The organism is Cupriavidus phytohabitans (genome assembly GCF_000426345.1).
In the GTDB taxonomy this organism is placed as follows: domain Bacteria; phylum Pseudomonadota; class Gammaproteobacteria; order Burkholderiales; family Burkholderiaceae; genus Cupriavidus.
Genome location: NZ_AUFE01000018.1, coordinates 90,547 through 110,626 on the forward strand (window position 1 = coordinate 90,547; position 20,080 = coordinate 110,626).

The 20,080-nt window shown below is 64.7% G+C and carries 8 protein-coding genes and 1 pseudogene; 3 read left to right on the top strand and 6 right to left on the bottom strand.

Annotated elements, in window-relative coordinates; all coding sequences use genetic code 11:
* Nucleotides 1–25 precede the first annotated feature (25 nt).
* The 6 genes and pseudogenes from K309_RS0115570 to K309_RS0115590 form a co-directional block, all read right to left on the bottom strand.
* Nucleotides 26–1,798, bottom strand: a complete 1,773-nt coding sequence (locus K309_RS0115570) for a ShlB/FhaC/HecB family hemolysin secretion/activation protein (RefSeq protein ID WP_029047294.1) — start codon at nucleotides 1,796–1,798, stop codon at nucleotides 26–28.
* Between the two features lie 12 nt (nucleotides 1,799–1,810).
* On the bottom strand, nucleotides 1,811–2,101 hold the full coding sequence (locus K309_RS41725) for a hypothetical protein (protein ID WP_156914375.1): 291 nt from the start codon (nucleotides 2,099–2,101) through the stop codon (nucleotides 1,811–1,813).
* A 1,013-nt stretch (nucleotides 2,102–3,114) separates the two neighbouring features.
* Nucleotides 3,115–11,102 (bottom strand): annotated as a pseudogene (locus K309_RS36645) (hemagglutinin repeat-containing protein); the annotation flags it as partial.
* Nucleotides 11,103–11,207: 105 nt separating this feature from the next.
* Nucleotides 11,208–11,798 carry a hypothetical protein gene (locus K309_RS0115580; RefSeq protein ID WP_029047295.1) on the bottom strand — a complete coding sequence of 197 codons (591 nt, stop codon included), beginning with the start codon at nucleotides 11,796–11,798 and terminating at the stop codon, nucleotides 11,208–11,210.
* Between the two features lie 674 nt (nucleotides 11,799–12,472).
* Nucleotides 12,473–13,444: a Bug family tripartite tricarboxylate transporter substrate binding protein gene (locus tag K309_RS0115585; RefSeq protein ID WP_029047296.1), complete on the bottom strand. Its 972-nt coding sequence runs from the start codon at nucleotides 13,442–13,444 to the stop codon at nucleotides 12,473–12,475.
* An 88-nt stretch (nucleotides 13,445–13,532) separates the two neighbouring features.
* Entirely contained in the window at nucleotides 13,533–15,053 is a 1,521-nt protein-coding gene (locus K309_RS0115590; RefSeq protein WP_029047297.1) for a class I adenylate-forming enzyme family protein, read from the bottom strand.
* Between the two features lie 320 nt (nucleotides 15,054–15,373).
* Here K309_RS0115590 and K309_RS0115595 point away from each other — a divergent pair, with 320 nt between their 5' ends.
* From K309_RS0115595 to K309_RS0115605, 3 genes are all read left to right on the top strand, one after another.
* The gene (locus tag K309_RS0115595) at nucleotides 15,374–16,567 is read left to right on the top strand and encodes an acyl-CoA dehydrogenase family protein (protein ID WP_029047298.1); all 1,194 of its coding nucleotides are present in this window, start codon (nucleotides 15,374–15,376) and stop codon (nucleotides 16,565–16,567) included.
* Between the two features lie 13 nt (nucleotides 16,568–16,580).
* Nucleotides 16,581–17,708 (top strand): acyl-CoA dehydrogenase family protein, encoded by a 1,128-nt coding sequence (locus tag K309_RS0115600; RefSeq protein WP_029047299.1) that lies wholly within the window; start codon nucleotides 16,581–16,583, stop codon nucleotides 17,706–17,708.
* Nucleotides 17,709–18,026: 318 nt separating this feature from the next.
* Complete coding sequence (locus tag K309_RS0115605) at nucleotides 18,027–19,406, top strand: DUF1329 domain-containing protein (RefSeq protein WP_029047300.1); 1,380 nt, start codon at nucleotides 18,027–18,029, stop codon at nucleotides 19,404–19,406.
* Nucleotides 19,407–20,080 lie beyond the last annotated feature (674 nt).

Below are 20,080 nucleotides of genomic sequence, written 5' to 3' on the forward strand. Positions count from 1 at the left end.
AGCGAAAGTAATCATGCGACAGGCTTCAGTACTGGTAAGCCACCTGCACCCCGCCCGTCACGCCTGCCGTATGGAATGCGGTGGGCTTGTAGATCGGAACCCCGACAAACAGGTCATAGGACAGCCGGCCGAAGCCGGAGCCGAAGCCGCCGCGCGCGCCGATCACAGCGCCAGCCAGTTGCCTGCCAACTAGCACGGCGGTAGATGGCCCGAATACGTGGCCGTAATCGACGCCTGCATAGACGGCCTGTCCGGTGGTCCCAATCGGCGCCTGCAGTTCATTACGCCAGTAGAAGCCGCTGTCGCCGGCCAGCAGGTTCTCGCCGTCGAAGCCACGCACGGTGTAGCGGCTGCCGATGGTCATCATGTCCAGCGCATAGAGGCGGTCGCCGGTGTACTGGCCTCGGAAGGTGGTCACGTAGCGCAGCGGCTGGCTGCCCAGCTTGAGCGGCACCGAGAGATTGGTATCAGCAACCACCATGCGGTAGCGCCAGGTCGGGCCACCATCGGCCGCCAGCGTGTCGGCTTGCGAACCGAGGCCGCCGATGCCCTGGCGGTACACCATGCTGCCGTCGAACTGCGCCGCGCCGAAGTAATGGCGGTCGGTGAAACCAGCCTCCAGCACCGTGTTGTTGCGGTGCTGCTGCTCAATCTCCGTGTCCTCGATGAAGCTCTTGCCAAAGCGGCGCGACAGCCGGAACTGCACACCCAACACGTCGTCCTGGCTGCGGCGGATCACCCGGTGCAGCGTGAGGTCGGCGGTTTGCGATCTGCCGCTGGAGATAAACGTCTGGTTGACGCCCGCGATCTGCTGGTAGTAGTTGTTTGAGTAGGCGGAGACCGTGGCGGTCCAGTAGCCCCACGGCACCGAATAGAAGCCGTTCCAGCCCTTGGTGCCATGCTGCTTGTCGCTGAACTCCACGTCCTGCATGTAGCCGACGTTGAACAGGTCGTTCAGGCCCAGCGGGTTGTCAATGCCGACGCTCAGGTTGCCCACCCACTTGCCGGTGGCGCGCGTGCCCGAATTGTCGACAGATGCCACCACGGTCCACGGCTTGGCGCGCTTGACCGTGATGACCACGTCGCTGACGCCAGGCACATTGGTGGGCACGACCTGCATGTCCGCGTCCTGGCTGGCAACGCGCTTCATCTGCTCCAGCCCTTGCTCCAGATCACGCAGGTTCAGCAGATCGCCCGCGCGGGCCGGGAACGCCGATTTCCACGTGCCGCGCGTGTCCGGGTCGGCGAAGCGCAGCTCACCGATCACGCCGGGAATCAGCGACAGGCGCAGCGCGCCGGTGCTGATGTCCTGCTGCGGCAGCAGCACGCGCGTGGTCACGTAGCCCCGGCTCAGGATGGCCTGCGACGCCCCTTTGGTCAGCACATCCAGTCCCTGCTTGCCGACGCACGCGCCCTGGTAGTGCTCCAGCCAGGCGCGGGCGAAGGCGAACGGATCTTGCGGCAGCGCCCAGGCGCTTCGTGCTTGCGATGCGGCGGGCAGGTCGGGCGGCACTTCCAGTACGAAGCGGTCGATGCGGAAGCACGGCGTCTCGGTCGGCAGTGGAGGGTATTCGACGGGCGCCATGTCTTGCGCGCGCACGCCCGGCGCCTGCACGGCCTGGGCACGTTCGCGGACTTCCTGCTGTTGGCGGGTGCGCTGCTCTTGCTCGGCTGCGGTGGTGGCCGCTTGGCCGGGCAATGCTTGGGCGAGAGCAAGCGAGGGCAGCGATAGCAGAAACGAGACAAAGGGGGTGACGCCGCGTGCCTTGCTGCCCGCGCCAGTTTGACAATATGACATGTGATCTACGCGTTACGATTTGCGGTCGTCAGGTTCTGGCCCATTCGTTTCAGATGTCCCTTCCGACGACTCCTCGTAGCTCTTTTTGGCTTCACGCCAAGCGGATTTTTCGAACGGTCTAAGACCTAGCATCTTTGCCTTGCTTGAGTATCCACCAACAGCGGCAAGAGCTAGACCGAAAGACATGAGCAAAATGGACTCAACCTTAGAGAGGCTTATAAAAACGATGCCCGCGCCCACGATGACAAGCGTCCATCTAGCTCCCGTAGAGAGCCCACCATCCTCAATAATTTTGATTTTCATTTCCCTGGCGACTTATAGGGTTTTGCCCATTCTGAGCCTTTGACAGATTCTGCAACTTCATTGAATACAGGACTGCCCATTGGATATCGTTCGGAGACTGTGAAGTTAATTAGATCGACAGTGCTATCAAAGCCAAAGGCTTTGGCATTGGGGCGAGCAATTTGCTCTATCGCACTAGCGGTAAGACCAAATGCCGTTGCACCCAGGGCTGTGACAACCGCACTGGGTTGATGAATACCTGGAACCGCTGCTGCCGCGCCTGCAGCAGCCGATACTCGGCCAGCTTGTTGGGATAGCGACGATGCCACATCAGCAACATTGGTGCGCCGATCAGCAATTTCCTGCGGTGAATAGTCCTTTGGCAGTCCCGCGGCACAAGCAGCCTGGCCCGCACCGCACTTGGCGGTCGGCAACTGCCCGGAGGAATTGCTGTACTTCACCACATTGCTGTAGTCCTGTTTGCTGGAATATGGAACGTCGCCTTGCATTGCCTTCTGTTGCGACTGGATGTAGGCGATGATCTCAGCATTACCCTGGGCTTGTACCTCCCGGATTTGCGTTGTGCCAGCTACCGATGCCCATTGCGCGCCGCCATCGTAAGGCTTGGTTGTGGCTGCATCGATTTGATCTGGGCGACCTGACTCCAGTACCTTGCCATTCATATCAACTACATCCGACAGGCGCATTTGGGCCTCGATCTGCTCTACGGTGTACTTGCCTTGACTGTTGGCAGCCATCTTCTTGGCTAATTGCCTTTCATCAGGATGCAACTGACGATTGTAGCGGTCCACGTTTGCTGCTGTCGCAGCACCCGAGGCACCTCCCACAATCGCACCGATGCCGCCCGCCGCGATGTTCGCCGCAACATTGCCCAGCGTCTCGTTCAATGCGGCATTGCCGGTGTCAGCGCCGGTTGCCACGGCGTTGCTGAGTTTGTTCAGCTTGTCGCCGGCCAACGAGGCGACGCCGGCACCCGCAGCACCCGCCAACGCGTTGCCGCCGCCCAATCCGGCTACGAGCGCCCCACCTGCGGCGTGCAGCGCAGCCCGGTAGCTGCCACCGTCCTCCCAATTCTTGGCTTCGGCATCGTACTTCGCGGCCAGTTCGAGATCGCCTGCTTCGCGTGCCTGCTTCGCGTTGGCTTGCGCCTCCTTCAGCTTTGCGCCGGCAACGTCGCCCACTGTCTTGGCAACGGATTCGCCGGCCGCCTGCGCGGCCGCCATCATGTCAGCCTGCTTGCTCAACAGGTTGTCCAGGTCCGGGTTGCTGCCCACCTGCGTATTGGTGTTCGACGTGTCACGCTGCAGCGTTGCCAGATCCTGCTTCTGGTTGGCGCCATCGGTGATCCTGATAGTCCCTTCGGCCACTGCCGCCTGCGCCACGCCATCCTCGCTGCCGCTCTTGTGCTGCGGGATCATCGGATTGATGCCGCCGGTGTTCTTGCCCGAAGTCGGGCCGCTATTGCTCTGACCGCTCGGGGCGCCCATCGCGCCACCTGCGGAGACACCCATCGACGTTGCGCTGTAGTCCGAATGGTTCTTGATGTCGCTCCAGGTGAGCGTACCGGTGGTCAGGCTGTTCTTGTCCTTGCCCGCCTCGCTGGCGATCACGGCGGCCTTGAGATCCGTGTTCCCCTTCACGTTGATATCGAAGCCACCTTCGCCAGCGTAGATGCCGGACTGCTCGGACACGTTCGCATAGCTGCCATCCGCCTTGCCCTTGGAGGCGGAGACACTGGCCGAGCCGCCGCCCTGGCTGATGCTGAAGCCACCTCCCATGCTCTGCTGCCCGGCGTGCGATTCCTCGGTGTCCTGCCGGCTGGCGATATTCAGGTTGCCGCCCACATCGCCGACGACCTTGCCACCGCTGACCGTCGCGCCCAGGAGGTTGGTGTCATTGCCCGACACGAAGGTGACCGATTCCTTGCCAGTCACGTGGCTGTTGACCTGCGTCGTGTCGTGGCTGTCGGCATTGCCCTTGGCCTTGGATGCCGAGGCGGACACCCCAAAGCCCTGCGCACCATAGGACACGCCCACGCTCGCGCTGCTGGACTTGTTGGCGCTGTGGCTCTCGTCGGTATCGGTGGCCGATACGACATTGATGTCATGCTTCGCACCCAGCGCCACCTTGTTGGCGTCGATGCTGGAGCCTACGATGCTTAGGTCACCCTTGGTCTGGTTGCCGTTGGCATCCACCCCGGTCGCCACAAATGCGGCAGTGCCGCCTGCCTTAACGCGCGAGCCGTCGTGGCTGGTGCTGTCCTCGGTGAGCGTCTGCTTGCTCTGACTGGAGCCCCAGGAGAGCGTCAGCGCCGCACCGGCGGTCGGGCTGGCGCCGCCAGCCAGCGCACTACCTGCGTCGAAGGCATCGCGCCCAGCGGCGATGCCCCACAGCGCCGAGGCCCGTCCGTCCTCGCTCTTACCGGCGGCATTGAGCTTGTTGCCGGCATTGATGGCAGCGCCAATCGCGCCGCCCGACATCCCCAACGTGAAGCCGCTTTGCTTGACTTCGTGCGTCTCGTCATGGTGCTGCGTACCCTTGGCGGCTTCGATTGTCACGTCGGCACCAACGCCGGTCACGTCCTTGGCAGCGATCAGGTCGCTGCCGCTCACCTTGAGGGCATTACCGGCGTTCAGATGCACGCTGCCATCGGTCGATCCCACCAGGCTGCCGGTTTGGGTCACGGCGCTGTCGTTGATAGTGTCTTTCTGGTCGCGCTTGCCAAAGGAAATGCCCGAGCCGGTCGCGCCCAATCCGGATTTGGTCGTGTGCTCGTAGTCATGTGAGGAACTGGTGTTCTGCGCGCTGCCGATGGTCAGGTCGCGACCCGCGTCCAGGTTCACATCCTTGGTCGCCACCACGGTGGAGCCGGAGACCGTGAGGTCGCGCCCGGCCCTGGCGGTCACACTGTCGGCCGACACCAGCGATCCCACCGCGATGGTCTGCTGCTGGCTACTTTCCTTGGTCGTCTGCTCCTTGGACATGAAGCCGGAATGCTTGGTCTCCGACCATTCCTGCACACTGTGTTTCTCATTGACGGTGCCGACAGTGACATCCCCGGTTGCGATCAGGTTGGCGGCGCCCTTGTCGGTGGTGACCGACGATCCGAGCACCGCCAGGTTGCCGGTACCGTTGCTGTCCGTCGATGCTGCAATGCCATTGGCCTGCAGCACCGCGTTCACAGTGGCCGACTGGCCCGCGGCGAGATTGGCATTGTTGCCAGCGTGCACCGAACTGCCGCTCACGGTCTCGTCAGATGACGATTTCGTGTACTCCGCCCCCTTGCCGCCGAGCGAGCCTTCGCTGTGCGTATGCGTGTCGACGGCGGCGGTGACGGTGGTGTCGCGTCCCGCTACCAGCGAGGCATTGCCCCCCGCTTCGATGGCCGAGCCGGTGAGCGTGGCATCGCGTCCGGCCACCGCCACCACATTGTTGCCAGCCTGCACCGAACTGCCCACGGTGACCGTGGTCTGGTCGTGGTAGTAGCTCTGGCCGCCGCGCGAGCTGGAATCCTGCGTGGTGCTAGTCGCTACGGTGCCAAGGTTCACGTCGCGGCCCGCGCCCAGCAGGGCATTGTTGCCCGCGCCGACCACGCCGCCGGCCATGTTGATGTCGCGACCGGCGAGCACGCCCACATTGTTGGTGGCGGTGATAGCCGCCACCGCGCCAATGCCTGTTGCACCGGCGCTGTGGCTGCCCATCGTGACCTGGTTTGAGATCGTCTGCGTCTCGTTGATCACGTCGCGGCCTGCCGATACCAGCGTATCGGTGCCGGTGATGCGCCCGCCCAGGTTGCGCACGTCCTGCTGGGCCTTGACCACAGTGGTGCCGGCGTTGCCGATTTGCCCCCGGTTCACGATGTTGTTGCCCACGACCTGCGTCGCCACATCGCCGACGACCCTGCCGCTGTTGGCGAGGTCGCCGGTGGCGTTCAGGTTCACCTGATTGCCGGTCACCAGCGCCCCGGTGTGCTGCAGGTCGACCGAGTTGGACTGCGCCAGGTACAGCTTGGGCACCAGCACAGTCTGGTGGCTGCCATCGGGCAGGGTCAGGTCCTGGCTCACCAGCCACACCATGTCGGTGGTGAGCTGAGCCATTTGGTCCTCGGACAGGCCGATGCCCGGCGCCAGGTTGAAGGCCTTGGCGTACATCAGGCCGCTGTCCATCAGTGCCTGGTACTCGGCCAACTGGTCGCTGTAGCCCACTAGGTAAGTGCGCCCGGTCAGCTGGGTCACCTGGTCGCGGATCAGTTTTTGCTCGTAGAAGCCGTCGCCCAGGCGCTTCTGCGTCATGGGCGGGTCCAGGCCAAGCTGGCCCAGCATGTAGTCGCTAGAGATGAACTTGGTGAACTGGGTAAAACGCGGGTCGGTGGCGATCAGGTAGGTGGCGCCCGGCGCGGTCTGATAGCGGTACAGCCCGTTGGTCGGCAGCGTCAGGTTCGGGATCCCGCCGCTGGCGGTGCCCAGCGTTTGCGGGGCCTTGCCCGCGCCTCCCGCCGCGCCGGCCACCTGCGTGCCGCTGGCGCCGCCACCAGACAGGTTGCCACCGCTGCCGGTGACGGTCTGACCCTCCCGATTCACCGTGGCCACGGTGATGGTCTGCGCCGTGGTCTGGACTGTCTGGTTGGCCGAGGCGACCGCTGGCAGCGCCATGACCGTGGTCGGTGCCTGCGGGTTGGTTGGATTCACCACCACCTGCGTATCGCTGTTTCCGCCCGTCTTTTGATGCCAATAGAAGGTCGAGGTATCGGTGGTGCTGACGGACGCCTGCAGCGCTGTGCCTATGTCCTGCACGCCGCCATCGGGCGCCACGCGGATCAGGTCGCCGCCGGCGGCCATGATCGAGGACTGATTCAGGATCGCGCCACCGGCGCTGTTGATGCGAATCGAGCCTCCCGCCTGCAGCTTGGCCGGGTCGGTGGCACTTACCAGTTGGTCGGTAGTGGTGGTGGTCGTGGTCGTGCGCGCGATCTCGCTGTAGTCGTGGCTGTCCGGGCCGAGGTCGTAGCGCATCCGCACCTGATCGGGACGGATCTGGGTAGCCGGGTCGTAGTCCGGCCAGAAGGTGATGGTGTAGGTGCTGCCGTTGTCGGTGATGGACTGGTAGTACTGGGTGGGGTTGCTGGTCAGGTTGCGTGCCAAAGACGTCGGCGGCGGGCAATCCGAACAGATCACCCGCGAACTCGCATCGAAGTACTCCTCCACCGGCGACTGGGCAAAGGCGAAGGTCTGCGTCGAGGCGTTGAGATTCGAAACCGTGGACTTGTCCACTGTCACCGTGACCGGCTGCATCAGCGCAAGGGTGCGGCTGGCGCTGACCGGCGCACTCTCGCCACTCCACCGCCAGCTAGGGAAGGTCACGCTTTCGTGAAAGTTCAGATCCGCGCCGGACATGCCCGCATTCCACATCGTCAGCGTCTGGCTAGCGCTGGTCACCGGCGTGCCGGGTGCCGTGACGATACTGGTGCGGGTGTTGCTGAACTGGTTGGCGGCGATGTCGATGTCGCGCTCGGCCTCGATGTTCGCCGAGCGGTTGATCAGCGTCGTGACCTGGTTGGCCAGCAGTCCGGTCAGCAGGTCGCGCGTGCCGTCGCGGGCGATCTGCATGTTGCCCGCGCTGTATAGCGTCGCGCCGTCCAGGTTGCGCACCGAGTTGGTGGCGTAGACGTTCAGATTTTGCACAGCGGCCATCAGCGCCGCCACGCCGGTGTTGGTGATGTCCGTGGCCTTGACCGTCACATTGTTGCCGATGACGGTGCCGGTGTTGTTCAGCGTCGGGCTGTTGGTCTGAACCGTGTCGCCCTCGATGCGCCCGGCGTTGTCGATCGACTCGGTGGCCGTCACCGTGGTGTCGGACGAATTGATCGTCGCGTCGGCGGCGTTCACGACCTTGGCAGCGGAAGCAGTCAAGACGCCCGCAGCGGCCAGCGTCGCGGTATTGGTAAGGGTGCCGGTGGCGGATACCCGCATGTCGCCATCTGCGCGCAGGCGGTTGGCCGCGTCGTTCGTGTAGTCGCCCGTCACATCCAGCGCCAGGTTGCGCCCGGCGATCATGTCACCGCTGCCCGACACCGCGCCTTGCACCGCGATGTCCTGGTTGGCCTTGATCGCGCCGTTGGCGTTGGTGAGGGACGCCACCTTTAGGCTGACATCGGTCCTGCCCAGCACCTGGCCACCGTCGTTGACGAAGGTGGCATTCTGGCTGTCCAGCGTCAGGCCATTGCCGCCGTAGAGCGTGCCCTGGCGGTTGTCGACCTAGTGCGTGATGTTCAGGTTCAGCCCGCCGCCCGCCGCCACGAACCCGCCCGCCGTGCCGTCACTGGTATTCGTCAGCGTCTGCGTGTTGAGGGTCACATCGCCATTGCCGCCGACCTGGCCCGCCGTATTGGTCAGCGCCGTGGTGCCCGTCACCGTGGTGGCGCCGTCGCCGGCATTGGCGATATCGCCGCGCGTGTTGTCGACGCTCGCTGCTGCCACGGTCGCCTGGCCGTGTTCGCCGTTGGCGGCAATGGTGCCGTCGACGTTGGTCAGCGCCCCGGCTGCCGTGGCTGACAGGTTCCCGCCGGATTGCGCCGAGCCCGCCGTGTTGTCCAAACCGCCGCCGCTGGTGACCGTGAGGCCGGTCTTGCCGTACAGCGCGCCTTGCCGGTTAAGCAGGTCACCGGTAGCCTGGATCGTTGCCAGGCGCTGCGCCGACATCACGCCCTGAGCATTATTCAGCGTGAAGGCTTGCGCCTGGAGATCGCCATTGGTCTGGATTGCGCCCTCGGCATTGCTGGCCGCGCCCTGGCTGGTGATGGCCAGCGCGCCCGAGCCGGCGTGCGAGATGCTGCCGCTGTCGTTGACCAGCGTGCCGGCCTGCACGGTCAGGTTCCGGCCGTTCGTCATGACCTCGCCGCCGGTGTTATCCAGCGTGCCGCCTGCGGCAATCGTCGCGTCCGTCTCGCCGTATTGGCGGATGGCACCACCCCGGTTGATCAGGTCGCCGGTGGTGCGAATCGCAAGCTGGTCGCCTTCGACACTGCCAGCGGTATTGTCCAGCGACTGCGCCGACAAGCTGGTGTTGGCCGCCGATACCGTGCCCTGGCGGTTGCTCATGGCGCCGGCCACCATGGTGGCGAGCGCGCCGCCCGCTGTCAGCCTGCCGGTGTCATTGTTGAGCGATGCGGCATTGATGTCCGCATCGACCGCGGCGCTGACCTGGCCGCTATTGGTCATCATCCCGGCGGCAAGCTGCACATCGCCGTTGCCGCCAATCACGCCGCCTTGGGCACCACTGGCGGTGGTGCCCAAGGCGTTGACCAGCGCACCGCTGACCTGGATCGACAGGCCCTCACCGTTCAGCGAGGTGATACGGCCGGCGGTGTTGTCCAGCGACACACCGCTGGCGTTCAGCGCGCCACCGGCCTGTACGACGCCCTGCATGTTGTTGATGGCGCCTGTTGTCTGAAGCTTGGTCGCACCCTGCGAGACGATCTGGCCAGTCTGATTCGACAGGCTTGCGGCGGTCAGAGTGGTAGCGGCTCCGCTGGACAGGTTGCCCCGGTCGTTGATCAGCGCGCCCGCAGCGGCGGCAACCAGCCCAGCGCCTGCGCTGGTGGTGGCGCCGGTCAGGTCCAGATCGCCAGTGCTGGCACCGAGGTTCAGGTTGCCGCCCGCCGAGGTCTGGCTGCCCGCCAGGTTGGTGCTGGTGGCCTGGATAGTGGCGTTGCCGCTGGCAATATTCCGGCCCGTGGCCGACACTACACCGGGCGTGGCGACCACAGCGAGGTCGGCAGGGCTCGCCGCCGTGCCATCGTCGTTCAAACCTGCCGCCAACGTGCCGGTGGAACTGACGGTGCAGCCATAGGCGTTGAGCCACTGCTGCGCGGCCAGCGTGCCGCTGTTGGATAGGGTGCCATCGGTGTTGATCGAGGCGGCGCCCTTCGCGTAGGTCGTGCCGCTGTTGTCGATGCCATCGCGCGCATAGGCGACGATGTTGCCGCTGGCATTGGTCTGGCCGGCCAGGATCAACTGGCCCTGCGCCGTCAGGGTCAGGTCGCCGGCCTGGGCCGCCTGCACGCCGCGCAAGGACACGCCGACGCCGTTCTCGGTCGAGGCGAGAATGATCTTGCTCGCATACATGCCTCCCAGCTGACCGACGTCAATCCCGAGTGCTGGAGCCGGGCCCGCCCCTGCAATTGGGATCGCCGCCAAAGTTTGTCGGTCCACTTGGTTGGCGCCCGCGATGACGTTCAACTGGTTCGCGTAGAGCGCCGCATTCGCCTGCACCGCGCGCGCGATCAGGTCCACCTGATCCACATTCGCCGCGTTCAGGCCATCCCCCTGCACGGTGATCTGGCCGCCGGTCACGCGGTAGGCGTCGAGGCTGCCGCTGCCACCAAAGACGGGTGACCCCGTCGAGAGGGTCGCGCGGGTTGTGTTGATGAAGCCGAGTCCATCCACCAGCAACCCGTTGGGGTTGGCCACCACGACCTCGGCGCCGGGGCCGGCCACCTCGATATAGCCGCGCAGCTGGCTCGGGCTCGCGGTTGGGCTGTTGACGTTGTTGATGATGATCCGGGCCGAGCCGCCAGGCAGCAGGTTCGGGTTGCCGTTCACATACCCTCCCTGCTGGGTGTTTGAGACGGCCGGCGAGTTGTTCAGGATCACGCCAGCCTTCGGTACATCGAATTGCGTGTAGCCGTTGGTCGATACCCCAGCGGCGGAGGGCCGGGTGATATTCACCTGCTGGATGCCGTTCGCGGTCTGCACCACCAGGGCCGGTTGGCGCCGGCGTTGGGGTCGGCGACCACTTGGGCGGTACTCGCCATCGGCACACCCAGTGCCATCCAGGCACCCAGCGTCAGCGCGGGTACTGCGAAGCGCGTCACTATCGTTCTCGCCGCCGGAATGCCGCTGCTGCCAAGCCATCCTTTGCCGCAGCCATTGGCACTCTCTTGCACGGGGACCAGCATCCCGCGCGCGGAATTGAAGACGATACGATAGAGATTCTTGTTCATGGATCGACGACTGGACAATCAGCTGACAGCGGCGGCAGAATGCGCCGGAAACGCAGATAACCCCAAGCGCCTGACGGCGCAAGGGGCCGTTCCGTACGGCTGCGGTCAGTGCGGCAGGCGCACGACGTAGACGCCAGCACCGGGGGCCGAGGCGGTCACCGTCACATTGGTGCCGTTGACCGTGCCGCTGCTGCCAGGCGCGGCGGCATAGGTCACGCCATTGGCGGTGCTCTGAGCGGTTTCAATCGTCGGTGCCGCGGTCAAGGTGCTTGCCGTGGTGAAAGTCAGCGTGAGCTGCGGATTGATGAGGCTCGCGTATGCGCCATCGGTCTTCAGTTCGTAGACATGGTCGGCGCTGACCCCGGCGGGTACGGGATTCGGCTTGCCCAGGCAAATGGTCACGTTCGTGAGCCCGGTTGCCGGCGTCTTGACGGTCAAGTTGGCGACATTGTCGTCCGTGACGATCGACATGGAGGCATTGGGCACCGAGCTGTTCGCTAGTGTCAGCTTGCGATAGCTGTCCGGGCACGAGAAGGCGGCCGGTGCTGGGGTGGGAGCCGGCGTTGAAGCGCCCCCGTTTGCGCCAGTGTTGCTTTGTGGCGTGCTGGAGCCGCTGTTGTCATCGCCGCCACCACCGCAAGCGGTGAGCAGCACTGCTGTGGAAACGATACCTGCCAGGACTGCGAGCTTATTCATTCTTCTTGCCTCTGGTTCACTGATAATCGTTGCCCCAACTGCCGAAAAAACCAGAACCGCATGGACAAGCGGTTCGGGAAGGCAATTGCGGACCGCATGTGGTCCACTCAGGTGGTGCACTGTGAGCCACAATGTCAGAGGGGAGGCTAGGGGCGCACAACTACGGAAACCATCGGATAATTCCGAAAATGACTCGGATTTTCATTTGTTTGCAATCGATGGAAAGAGCGCGAGCGGGGCCGCGATAGCGAAGACAACGCTATCTGGAATATGGAAGGAAGAACATAAGCGAAAGCTTGACGGGGCCTGCGGCGCGGTCAAGGCATTAATGCGCCGGGCACTCATAGAGGTAGGTCAGCACATCCCAGTATTCGAGGCTGACTTCTCGGGGTGGCAACAAAAAACCCGCCACGCGGGCGGGTCGGTCAATGCGGTCGTGCGTGAATCAGGCGGCGACCGCGCGCCGCAGCGGCAGCACTACCGCCCGACGGTGTCGCGCGACACGCGCCCGCGCAGAAGGCATCCCACGCGGCCATCAGGAGCCGCCCAGGAGGGCGGAACAGGCGGTTCAACCAGCGACAACATCTCACCAGCACCACAAATCCGCGAGCAACCCCAAAAAGCAACAAGGCCGGCATCTCGCCGACCCCATCGCACAAATTAGCAGATCCCCCTCAATCCGCCTGAATCCCCGCCTTCTTCACCACCCCGCCCCACAGCGCAAGCTCCCGCTGGATGCGATCGCCCAGCTGCTTCGGCGTGCTGACATTAACGTCATACCCACCCGCGGCCATGCGCTGCCGATAAGCCGGATCGTCGCCAATCGCCTTCTGCGCCTTGACCAGCTTGTCCACCACATCCGCCGGCAGCTTCTGCGGTCCGACCAGCGCATACCACCCGGTCAGGTCATAGTCCTTCTGCCCGGACTCGATCATGGTCGGCACCGTGGGCAGCGCGGGATTGCGCGTCTTCGACGTGACCGCCAGCGCGCGCACCTTGCCGCCGTTGATGTGGCCGATGGCGGTGCCGGTGATATCGAACATGAAGGTCACCTTGCCGCTCATCACATCCGCCATCGCCGGCGAGTTGCCCTTGTACGGCACGTGCAGCATCTTCACGCCATTCATCTGCGCCAGCAGTTCCGCCGACAGGTGGTTCGAAGCGCCCACGCCAGCCGAGCCGAACGAGACGTCCTGTGGGTGCTTGCGCGCGTAGTCGACCAGTTCGCCGACGTTCTTGGCCGGGAAGTCCTTGTTGACCAGCAGCACGTTGGTGTAGTCGGTGATCAGGCCGATGTAGGTGTAGTCCTTGACTGGGTTGAAGTTGACCGAACGCTGGATCAGCGGGGTCATGGTCATGGTGGGACTCGCGACGAAGTACAGCGTGTAGCCGTCCGGCGTTGCCTTGGCGGTCATGTCCGCGGCGATCGCGCCGCTGGCGCCGGCGCGGTTGTCCACCACCACCGGCTGCTTGAGCACGCGGCCCAGTTGCTCGGCGTAGATGCGCGCGGCGGTGTCGACCGGGCCGCCGGGGGCATAGCCCACCAGCAGCTTGACCGGCCGCGACGGGTAGGCGTCCGTCGCCCAGGCCGCGCCCTGCAGCAGCAGGGTCGTAGTCAGGGCCGCCAGTGTGGTCCAGGATTTCATTGTTGTCTCCTCCAGGTAGGGCTGAAATGCCCGGGCCGGCATATCACGCCAGCCCGGTAAAGGGATTCGGGGATTCGGGGATTCGGGTTCAGTCCAGCAGCGCGCGCAGCGGCTGCTTGAGCAGCTTGCCGCTGGCAGTCGTGGGAATGACGTCTACGGTGCGGATTTCCGCCGGGCGCTTGTAGGGGGCCAGGCTTTCGCGCAAATAGGCATCGAGCGCCTTGGGATCGACGCTGGCTCCCTCCTGCGTCTCGATAAAGGCCACCACTTCCTCGTTGCCGTCGCTGGCGGGGCGTCCCACCACCGCCGACTGGCGCACGCCGGGAAAGGCGTTGATCACCGACTCGACTTCAATGGGATAGACGTTGAAGCCCGAGCGGATGATCAGGTCCTTGGAGCGACCCGAGATGTAGAGCGCCCCGTCGGCATCCAGGTAGCCCAGGTCGCCCGTATTGAGCCAGCCACCGGGCAGCAGCGCCTCGGCGGTCTGCTCGGGGTTGCGGTAGTAGCCAAGCATCACGCCCGGGCCACGCACGCGGATCTGGCCGCGCTCGCCTGCCGGCAGCGGCGCGCCGGCATCGTCGGTGATCTCGATCTCGACGCCTTCGACGATATGTCCGGCCGAGCAGTCTGCGCGCGGCGCCTCCATGCGCGTGATGAAGAGCGAACCGGCGTATTCCGTGATGCCGTAGCCGTGGTGCAGCGGCTGGCCGAACAGCGTCTCGACGTCGCGCTTGAGCGTGGGATCGAGCGGCGCGCCACCGGTGTACAGGTAGCGCAGGCGCGGATACTTGCCCGGGCCGGCACCGTGCGCCGCCGCAACCGCCAGGATGCGCGTGAACATGGTCGGCACGCCCTGCAGGATGGTGACACCGGGCGACGCCAGCGCTTCGAACACGTCGTTGCCGTCGAAGCGCGGGCGCATGAACAGGCTGGCGCCGGCGTACAGCGTGGCCATCAGCACGGTGGCGATGCCGAAGATATGCGACATCGGCAGTGCCCCGTAGGCCACGTCCGCCTGCCCCATGTCGCGCGAGGTGGCGGAGATGCGGGCGAAGTGCGTCAGGCCGACGTGCGGCACCATCACGCCCTTGGGCGCGCCGGTGGTGCCGGAGGTATAGATCAGCGTGGCAACCTGGCGCGCCTGTGCGCTGGCCACGCGTTCCGGCGCGCTGGCAGCGCGCAGTGCGAGCACGCCGTCGGCAAAGACGGGGCAGCCGCTGGCTTGCGCGCCGAGCCGCGCACCGTGCGCGGCGGCCACGTCGGACACATGGCCGGTAAACAGCACCAGCGCTGGCTGGGCGTGGTCCCGGATATTGTCGATCTCGCGCGCGGACAGGCGCGCGTTCACCTGGATCGGCCACGCATGCAGCAGGCTGCTGGCGAACAGCGTGACCACCATCTCGTTGCAGTTCTCGCCGACCACCATGACCCGGTCGCCCTCGCCCACGCCCTGCGCCGCCAGCCAGTCGCGCGCCGCTTCGATGCGCTGCCACAGTTCGCCATAGGTGATCACGGTGCCGCCCTCGAACAGGCAGGGGGCGGCGGGCGTCTGCGCGGCCCAGTGGCGGGGGATGTCGTGGATATATTCGGGGCGGAAGGAAGACATGCGGCTGGCTCGTTCGGGATACGGCTGGAGTACGGCTGGTTAGCGATGCTTGCCGGCAAATGCGCGGGAATGCACCCCGGTGCACTTGAACAGGCCGCGCCAGTTTGCGCCAAGGCCGGCCGCCGCGGTATTTGGAATTTGCTAAGGCCGTGTTCGTCCCCGCCACCACCCGGCTCAGGTGGTTCCGCCGGCACGAAGGGCGACTTTATGATTGAGAAAGCAATGGAGGACGCCCGCGCCCTACAATCGGCCGGCACACCTAGGGCTGCAACCGGTTGCTTGCCGGCAACGGGCCGCCCGCGTAACAAGGGGACATTCAGATGGATTTGCGTTTCACCGCCGAGGAACAGGCCTTCCGCGAGGAAGTCCGCGCTTTCGTGCAGGCCAACTTGCCGGAAGACATCCGCAACAAGGTGCTCAACCACCAGCGCGTGGAAAAGGACGACTACGTCCGCTGGCACCGCATCCTGCAGGCCCACGGCTGGGGCGCCCCCACCTGGCCCACGCAATGGGGCGGCACCGGCTGGACCGCGCTGCAGCGCCTGATCTTTGAAATCGAGACCTTCCGCGCCGGCGCGCCGCGCCTGCTGCCGTTCGGCCTGACCATGATCGGCCCGGTGCTGATGAAATATGCCAGCCCCGAGATGCAGCAGCGCTTCCTGCCGCGCATCCCGGGCGTGGAAGATTTCTGGTGCCAGGGCTACTCCGAGCCGGGCTCGGGCTCCGACCTGGCCTCGCTGAAGACCCGCGCCGTGCGCCGCGGCGACAAGTACATCGTCAATGGCCAGAAGACCTGGACCACGATGGCGCACTTCGCCGACTGGATCTTCTGCCTGGTACGCACCGATCCCGATGCCAAGGCGCAGGAAGGCATCTCGATGCTGCTGATCGACATGAAGTCGCCCGGCGTGACGGTGCGCCCGATCAAGACGCTCGACGGCGGCCACGACGTCAACGAGACCTGGTTCGAAGACGTGGAAGTGCCGGTCGAGAACCTGGTCGGCGAAGAGAACCGCGCCTGGACCTACGCCAAGTACCTGCTCGGCCATGAGCGCACCGGCATCGCCGGCATCGGCCACTGCCACCGCGAACTGCGCCAGCTCAAGCACTACGCCAGCCAGGCCACCGACGGCGCCGGCCGCCCGCTGATCGAGGACGTGCGCATGCGCGACAAGATCGCGCGCGTGGAGATGGACATCATGGCGCTGGAAATGCTGCTGCTGCGCGTGGCCACGCAGGCCGCCGGCACGCCGGGGCCGGAAGCGTCGATCGTCAAGATCCGCGGCTCGGAAGTGCAGCAGGACCTGGGCATGCTGATGATGGAAGTGGCCGGCCCCAACGCCTGGCCATATTCGCCGGACTGGCTCGAGCCCGGCGCCACGCAGCCGGTGTCCGGCCCCGAGTGGGCCGCCCCCGCGGCCTCCACGTACTACGACATGCGCAAGACCTCGATCTACGGCGGCGCGACCGAAGTGCAGAAGAACATCATCTCCAAGATGATCCTGGGTTTCTGAAGGGATAGCTGACATGGACTTCACCTACAGCGAAGAGCAACAGATGCTGGCGGACAGCCTGCGTCGCTTCATCGATACCGAATACACCTTCGAGGCCCGCCGCAAGAGCGCGCGCCAGGGCGAGAGCCTGGATCGCGGCGTGTGGAACAAGCTGGCCGAGATGGGCGTGCTGGGCCTGACCGTGCCGGCAGATTTCGGCGGCTTCGGCGAAGGCCCCGCCAGCCAGCTGGTGGTGCAGCGCGAACTGGGCCGCGGCCTGGTGCTGGAGCCGGTCACGCCCAGCGGCGTGATGGCCGCCGCCGTCCTCAACGCCTACGGCAGCGACGCGCAGAAACAGGAATGGCTGCCCACGATCGCCTCGGGCGAACGCATCGTCACGCTGGCCTACGTGGAGCCGACCACGCGCTACCGCCCGGAATCGGCCCGCGCCAGCGCCGAGCGCAGCGGCGATGGCTACGTGATCAGCGGCACCAAGAGCGTGGTCTGGCATGGCGCCGCCGCCGACGCCTACCTGCTGACCGCACGTGTATCCGGCAGCAACGAGATCGCACTGTTCCTGGTGCCGCGCGACAGCAAGGGCCTCGCCGTGACCGCCTATCCCACCATCGACGGCCTGCGCGCCGCCGACCTGTCGCTGCAGAACGTCGCGGTGCCGGCCAGCGCACTGGTGGGCCAGGCCGCCGACGGCATGGCAGCGCTGGGCGTCGGCCTGGAGCACGGCATCGCGGCGCTGTGCGCCGAGGGTGCGGGCGCCATGGAAAAGCTGATCCAGATCACCGGCGAATACCTGGGCACGCGCCAGCAGTTCGGCAAGCCGCTGGCCAGCTTCCAGGCACTGCAGCACCGCATGGCCGACATGCTGGTGCAGAAGGAACTGGCGCTGTCGATGGCCTACGTGGCGGCGCAGGCGCTGGATGAAACCGATCCTGCCGCGCGCCGCCGCATGCTGTCGGCCGCCAAGGTGACGGTTGCGCGCGCCGGGCGCTTTGTCGGCCAGCAGGCGGTGCAGCTGCACGGCGGCATGGGCATGACCGACGAGCTGTCGGTGGGCGACTACTTCAAGCGCCTGACCATGCTGGACCAGCTGCTGGGCGACAGTGACTACCACCTGCAGCGCTTCGGCGAAGTGATGGAAGCCTGATCCTGACGAAGGCCGCTTACAAAGCCAAGCCTGCGATTGTTGTCTCCCCTCTTCCGCATGCGGGAGAGGGGGGCAAACCGGCGACATAGATAATCGGTCAGAAGGCTGAAGACCGGGCACTTGCCCGGCCGTTTTTCTTTTCTCCGCCCAGCTTTCTCCATCTCCCTCGTTGCTTGCCGGCACTGCACTTCCTCCTCGCTCCGGACGCTAGGGAAATCCACTAGTCCGTTCCAACGATTCCCGGCCAGTGCGCCATCACTACCCTGTGACCACAGGCACAGGCGTCGCCGGCCATTCCCTAAAAGGAGCGAGACTGCAATGACATCCACTACACATCGACTGCTGCGCGGCAGCCTGCTGGTGACCAGCATGGCACTGGCCGCGGCATCGTGGGCGAAGGTCACCCCCGAAGACCTCAAGCAGCTTGACGGCAACCTGACGCCGATGGGCGCGGAGCGGGCCGCCAGCAAGGATGGCGATGTGCCCGCATGGTCCGGCAAGTGGCTGGGCACGCCGCCAAACGTCAAATACCAGCGCGGCGAACGCTATCCCGATCCGTACGCCGACGAAAAACCGCTGTTCGTCATCACCGCGCAGAACGTGGCGCAGTATGCCGAACGCCTGACCGACGGCCAGAAGGCACTGTTCAAGAAGTACCCCGATACCTTCAAGATGCCGGTGTATCCGAGCCATCGCGACTTCCGCTACGAAGACGCGGTCTACAAGGATATCCGCACCTTCGCCACCACCGTCAAGATGACGGGCGATGCCAACGGCCTGAAGGACGCCGGGCCGCAGGTGCCCTACCCGATGCCGAAGACGGCCATGGAACTGCTGTGGAACCAGCGCTTCTCGTCAGCCGTAGGCACCGAAAAGGCGCAGTATGACCAGGCGGTGGTCTATCCCAACGGCTCGATCGCATGGGGCCGCGTGTCGTACAGCATCCTGTCGCCGCGCAATAACGGCAAGTTCGATCCGCACAACGCGCTCAACGAGCGCTCCTTCTTCCGCACGGCGACCGACCTGCCGCTGCGTGACCGTGGCCAGGTGATCGTGGGTTATGCCGTGTGGGACCAGGAAGGCTCGGACACCAACCGCACCTGGATCTACAACCCGGGCACGCGGCGCGTGCGCCAGGCGCCGGAATTCGGCTTCGACCAGCCGCAGGGCCCCGGCGGCTTCCGCACCGTCGATGACGATCGCCTCTTCAATGGCTCCGGCGAACGCTACAACTGGAAGATCGTCGGCAAGAAGGAGATCTATGTCCCGTACCACAACTACAAGCTGCTGAGCACGTCGATCAAGTACAAGGACCTGCTGGCCAACGGCCACGCCAGCCCTGATGTCATGCGCTATGAGCTGCATCGCGTATGGATCCTGGAAGCAACGCTCAAGTCAGGCTTCCGTCACCAGTATGCGAAGCGCGTGCTGTATCTCGACGAAGACACCTGGCAAGCGCTCGCCGCCGACAACTACGATGGCCGCGGCCAGCTGTGGCGCACCAACCTGCAGGCCTCGGTCTACGCCTACGATGCGCGTCGCTATCATCCGACGGCGGTGTTCTACCATGACCTGATTTCCGGTGCTTACTTCGCGGACCGACTGACCAACGAAGGCCCGATGTTCCAGCTGAACAACAGCCCCGAGTTCACCGAAGCGTTCTTCTCCCCGGACGCCGCGCGCGGGTCTGGTACCTGATCGCATCGCTAATGCCAGCCGGGTGCGCAATCGTTGTGCCCGGCGCCGTCCCAAAGGGCCCACGGGCCCTTCCGTGCTTTTCCGCCGCGCCTCAGGGGCGCACCCACCCGCCGCATCACCTCACTCTCTCCCGCCATTCTCGCTGCATCGTTGCCCGCACCGTTCCATTCGATGTCAAAGCCCGGCAGCTCCGACTGGCCAGGGCAGACATGTGCTGCGGGCTGGTCCGCTCGGGCAAGCCTACGCCGCCTCCTCATCGCCGTTGTGACAGGATCGTGGTGGTGGCATCGCCACGCCGGGCGTGGATGAACCAAACGAAAACAGATATTTCTGTCCCGCTTTGAGAATCTACTGACCGCATTTCTGTGCGTTGTTGTACAGGATGAATCTCAGAAAGGCATGACAAACAGCTTTCCGCCTTCGATGCGACCGGGAGAATACCTCATGAAGCCATCCAGAAAATGTATGCTCACGCCAGGAATAAATCCATCCAACTTACAATCCAACAAATTACTGGAACAAGCACATCATTATTTATCATTTTTTCCAGATGAGGCCAATCGCATTGCCCCACTGATGTCCCAAATCACGGCTGTGAAATTATACAGCCGCAAAACGCTTCCAGGTCATGTAACGCATTGCATTACACACAAGTTGTGACGACGGGGTTGTAA